Here is a 4,159-nt window from a genome sequence, read left to right on the forward strand (position 1 = left end):
GATGGAGAGCCTCCTGGCTTATCATCATGAAAGGGGCAGAACCCCTGCCAGTAGCCCTTGCCTTGATATTCCGAGCGCACGTAACGCTCGACTATATTTGAAAAATCTATTCTCCGCTTGAACTCTTCTAAATCTTTAGCGCGCTCCTCGCGTTTCGGCAAGCACGAATTTAGCAGCGCAAAAATGTCGTTAGCCTCTAAAATCGCAACATCTTTAATGACTTCATAGTCTCTTCCTTCAATGCTTGATGGCGGGCACAGTGCATACGAGCCTTCGCCTTGAATATCGACTGGATAACCCAAGTATTTAGGAGTCTTTTTAACTTCTTTCTTTGAGTAGAAATAGAGATGAACTCCGTTATTCGGGGTTCTCACTGTATAGGTTTCTACGTTTTTGAAGAAACGAGTGTAAAGTTTTTCATCATCAAAATCTACAATTGCAAGATTGCTGCTGACCTTTCCGCATACTGCTGCAAAGTTGCCAATCCAATTTTTTAATTTATCTCTTGGATAGCGCTCGTGCTGATACTGCTCCCATTTTACAGCTGGGCGCTTGCTGTTCGCCCAGATAGGAATGACGTTGATACGAATATCGTCAAGAAGATTTTTAGAGCATTTTTTACTTTCTCGCTGCGTTTCGTTTTTTCCACTTTCCATACACTTACCCTACCCCTTTATCATCGCCTTTTTAACCGTTGTCATTTTGCTTACGGAACGATGCTTTCGTTTTCATTATATAGCAAGTTCTAGCCCCCTTTTCTTTATTATCCGTTTCTTGCTAAGCAGTGTAATTTCTCGCGCTTTGTATGTTTTCTGTCTGATGTAATCTGCAGCGCATTTAATCATTAGTTCTACTGCATCTTTGCTGACCAGCATATCTTCAGCAGAGTTCTTCATTATTTTATGAACGCTTCGGAATGATAGTGTAGCTTCTTTCATTTTAACTCCTTATCGAAAGCTATTGCAGTATTTACCAGTAGAAATTTTTGCTCCTTCCCATATGTTAATCCAACTAGAATTACAGAATCGTTTGATTCGGCAATTTTTTTCATCAATTTAATCAAGAGCTCTCTTTCGGCAGGCACTTTAATGCTCAACTGATTCATTCCATAATTTTTGCGCAACTCATTAACATAAAACGCAAAGTCGTGCAGGCTCAGTCTGGCAGTTTTAGATAGCGAGCCAATTTCGTCTTGCCAAACGCTTTTAATCGTTTTATTAAGAGCTGCTGAGAAAGCATCTTTACCGGGCTCGGAGTTATTACTTGAGCCGTCATAGAAATAAATTCTCGCACCTTTCGGAAATTTATCTAACCCTTTAGAAAAGCCAAAATAAGCTAGCGCAGCGCGCTTTGCTATCTCAAGTTTATTTTTATTTTGCAAATCCATACCCCCTTTTTGATTTATCGAGTTTTTTGATAAGTGCGTCCGCTTGTTCTATTGTTAGCTTTTCAATGGATTCTACTTTATTCTCTTTTAGAAAATTTAACACGTACTCTTTGTTGCGCTCTGCATCATAATATCCTTTTTCGATTAGGTCTTTGATAAAATTACATTGTGCCGGTGTTGCAAAAAATAAAGGTTCTCTATCTTTCAGTTCTTCGGCAGGGGCTATACATGTTCCTGGTAGTAAGCCGTAGCCGAGGTTTCCAAGCGCTCTTCCAACAGCAGAAGTTTCGCAATTTTCTATAACTGATTTTGCATTTGTGCCTTCGATTTTTAACTCTCTTGCAGTCCCTGTAGCAGTGCCTCTTGCACCTGTAACTACTGCGGTGAACTCTACCTCTTTTTCATTCTCTAACGTTTTCTGTGTTGAGATACTACCTTGTTTACCCTGGGCGGTATTATCATCCCAGAACATTTTAAGACGCCCTGCAACGGTAACGTATTCTTTAAAAACACTTTTGTAAGTTCCATCTGGTAGTCGTTCTTTCTGTTCGATATGAATTATAAAATCCTTGTATTTTTCTAAATCATCTTTCTTGCTTTTCCCTTCGGCAAGTGCCGAGTTGGATTTTTGATCTATCAAAGCGATCTGCCTCCTTTTTGTTTTGTTCGTCTACTTCAATTCTCTCCAGATCGCTTCCTATCGCTTCGCTAACACCTGCCTCATCAGTTCTTTTCTCTTCAAAACTCAACTTATAATCATCATATACTGCCTGCCAGTGATAACCATCAACAGATCTCTGAAACGCTAAGAGCGCCTTGCCAAGCCAATCTCCTAGTCTGACTGCATATTCAAAATCATCAACATGCAGCCCGCCTATTATTGTTTGCATAGTAATCACTCGGCAGTACGTTTCTTAATCAGGCGCATTTTGCTGTCAGTAGTTAAGATTGGTTCCTCTTTATTCACAGGGTCTTTGATCACTAAGACTGCATTTTTATTCACTATAAAATTCCGATCGCCAACTTTAACTTCAATGAAGCCGTCGTCCCTGTCTATGGTTTCGCCTTTGAGCACGCGCTCCTTACCGCTTTCTGTGTACACTACCTTTTTTACGCCTAAATGCTTAGCATTCGCATCCCATTTTTCATTCGTATGAAATCACCTCTTTGATTTGTTCTTCTTTCTTCTCGTTTCTCCGCGCTGCTCATCAAGACGCAACTCAACTCAAACTTTTTTATCATCTTGATATAATATCTACGAAGTAGTATATAGTGATTCTTTTTCACGGCATGAAAAACAATCGGCAAAACCTTTTCACGCTATGAAAAACAAACTATATATAGTTGCTATTTATTGCTAAATTGTAAATGAGCGAATTGTCTGAGAAAGAGTTTGAGTTGCTGAAATCATATCTGCTTTCTAATAGTAAGATTCCGGAAAATGAAGTTAAAGTTTATATTTCATGTTTGAAAGCGGCATCACAAAAGAGTATTATCACTTCGGGTTACGTAACTGATCTACAACCTATACACCAAAGCACTGCAAGCACACTTTTAAAGCGTCTTGCCAAGAGGGGCTGCCTTGCGTCCATGGTGGATAGTAAGGGCACAAGAAAAGGAGGGCGCGGACACACCGGTAAATATAAATTACTACCGCCAGGAGTTGCCTTTCGATCTGTTATTGAAGAACATGAGCATGCAAGAAAAGCAATTGAAAAGATAGATGAATATTTTGAAAATCTGCCTGAAGGACAAGATGACGATGAAAATGGTTTCTGGATAGTTAAGCCTGAAGAAACAGCGATGAACTTGCTCTGTAACACATTTCGTAAAGCTGCAAAAAGTATAAGAATTTATTCTCACGACTGCTCTTGGGCAAATGACTCAAATATTATAGCTGCACTCAAATACTGCTTGGCGCGGAATGTTTCTATCAGGATTGTATGTACAAATCCTGGCAAAAAAGAAAAAGGTACTTTAAAAAAGCTAAATTTAAAGCCTGTGGTTACGACAACGCCTGGAAACCCATTTATTATCATAGATGACGAGCTTATGTTTCTACCACATAAGGCAAACGCTTTTGGCAGTAGATACAGTTTAATGCAAACACGCATGAGCTACATCGTTGAAAACCATAAAAAATTGTTTGAAGATCTATATAATAAAGGAAAAAATAAGAAAGGAACGGATTAAAATGATAAAAGACGACTTGGCGCATGCCATTCCGCTTTTACTTGCGGAGAAACTTGGAGAGGTAAGAGGAAAAACCAGAATGCAAAAATTGGTATACTTGGTAGAGCGAAAAGCGCAAAAGAAAAAACTACTTGATTTCACATATAACCATGAGCTAAGTCATTACGGACCATTCAGCTTGGATTTAGCGCATATAGTTTTCGACCTGACGGAGGATAACTATCTCAAGGTTGGCCTTAAACTTACACCAGAAGATAGACTGCTTTTCGTTTACAAAATTACGCATTACGGTGAGCGTTTTTTAGACGGACTGCGCAGCAGTAAGGAGTATCCTAAAGAGCTGGACGAAGTGATAGATAAAGTAGTAAAGGAATACGGCTACCTTCCACTACAAGAACTTGTTGCCAAAGCTCACGATGAAATGGAGAAAGAAGAGCTGGAGTATTTGTACTGAGCGAGTCTTATAAAAAGTGGTATGAATCAGTAAAAAACCGTAGGCCCTACGGACCATTTTTTTAATTCTTTTTGATTTCTTACAACCCTCTGCGTTCACCCTGTTTTTTCGTGGTAGGAGCGGAA

The 4,159-nt window shown here is 39.4% G+C and carries 8 protein-coding genes; 2 read left to right on the top strand and 6 right to left on the bottom strand.

Annotated features, from left to right (window positions below; all coding sequences use genetic code 11):
* The 6 genes from QMD21_07265 to QMD21_07290 form a co-directional block, all read right to left on the bottom strand.
* Nucleotides 1–656 (bottom strand): bifunctional DNA primase/polymerase (locus QMD21_07265; GenBank protein ID MDI6856560.1); only part of this gene is annotated, 656 nt, incomplete at its 3' end.
* A gap of 75 nt (nt 657–731) precedes the next feature.
* Nucleotides 732–938, bottom strand: a complete 207-nt coding sequence (locus QMD21_07270; protein ID MDI6856561.1) for an NFYB/HAP3 family transcription factor subunit — start codon at nt 936–938, stop codon at nt 732–734.
* Nucleotides 935–1,387 (bottom strand): hypothetical protein, encoded by a 453-nt coding sequence (locus tag QMD21_07275; GenBank protein MDI6856562.1) that lies wholly within the window; start codon nt 1,385–1,387, stop codon nt 935–937. The genes QMD21_07270 and QMD21_07275 overlap by 4 nt, the downstream gene beginning before the upstream one ends.
* Nucleotides 1,371–2,027, bottom strand: a complete 657-nt coding sequence (locus QMD21_07280; GenBank protein MDI6856563.1) for a hypothetical protein — start codon at nt 2,025–2,027, stop codon at nt 1,371–1,373. Before QMD21_07280 ends, QMD21_07275 begins: the two co-directional genes overlap by 17 nt.
* A complete protein-coding gene (locus tag QMD21_07285; protein MDI6856564.1) occupies nt 1,972–2,277 on the bottom strand; it encodes a hypothetical protein in 306 nt (101 codons plus the stop codon). The genes QMD21_07280 and QMD21_07285 overlap by 56 nt, the downstream gene beginning before the upstream one ends.
* Nucleotides 2,278–2,282: 5 nt before the next feature.
* Nucleotides 2,283–2,489 (bottom strand): hypothetical protein, encoded by a 207-nt coding sequence (locus QMD21_07290; GenBank protein ID MDI6856565.1) that lies wholly within the window; start codon nt 2,487–2,489, stop codon nt 2,283–2,285.
* Between the two features lie 266 nt (nt 2,490–2,755).
* Here QMD21_07290 and QMD21_07295 point away from each other — a divergent pair, with 266 nt between their 5' ends.
* Both QMD21_07295 and QMD21_07300 read left to right on the top strand, forming a co-directional pair.
* Nucleotides 2,756–3,580 (top strand): hypothetical protein, encoded by an 825-nt coding sequence (locus tag QMD21_07295; GenBank protein MDI6856566.1) that lies wholly within the window; start codon nt 2,756–2,758, stop codon nt 3,578–3,580.
* A gap of 1 nt (nt 3,581) precedes the next feature.
* Nucleotides 3,582–4,034: a hypothetical protein gene (locus QMD21_07300; protein ID MDI6856567.1), complete on the top strand. Its 453-nt coding sequence runs from the start codon at nt 3,582–3,584 to the stop codon at nt 4,032–4,034.
* The last annotated feature ends 125 nt before the right edge of the window (nt 4,035–4,159 follow it).

Source organism: Candidatus Thermoplasmatota archaeon (genome assembly GCA_030018475.1).
In the GTDB taxonomy this organism is placed as follows: domain Archaea; phylum Thermoplasmatota; class JASEFT01; order JASEFT01; family JASEFT01; genus JASEFT01.